This is a genomic window from Aquimarina sp. U1-2 (assembly GCF_017897595.1).
Taxonomy (GTDB): domain Bacteria; phylum Bacteroidota; class Bacteroidia; order Flavobacteriales; family Flavobacteriaceae; genus Aquimarina.
Map to the genome: position 1 here is coordinate 1 of NZ_JAGKIK010000070.1, position 479 is coordinate 479.

1 pseudogene is annotated in these 479 nt (G+C 36.3%); it reads right to left on the reverse strand.

The features are described from left to right. Window positions 1–479 (reverse strand): annotated as a pseudogene (locus J8281_RS19055) (hypothetical protein); the annotation flags it as partial.

Here is a 479-nt window from a genome sequence, read left to right on the forward strand (position 1 = left end):
ATTAGAGATGTATACTGTGCACTAGGGGTATTAAATTCAATAGGGTCTGGGGCATCATAATATGCCGTAACATATAGAAGTTCGTTATTTTGGGAAAATTCTAGACCATAAGGGGATTGCGGCTTACTTGGAAGCGAGGTATCTACAGTTATTCGAGATTGATTAGTAACTTGCCCAGTGTTTACATCAAAATCAAAAAGAAACAAGCCTGAAGTTACATTGGCACAGGCTACTTTAGTACCATCGGGTGATAATTTTAGATATCCTCTAGGATCTGTAATTTCTAGAGAAGGAAAGCTTGATATTACTGGTGTGGTGTTAATGCCAGTATCTGTAATTTCATAGGCATAAAAGGTATCATGAAAAATAACATCGTTAATAATCCTGGTAGAAGGACCAAAAGTAATGACCCATAGTTCTTTAGATTCACAATCTTTTACAACCGCACTTATTTTTTCGGAACTATCACTGCGTAAGTT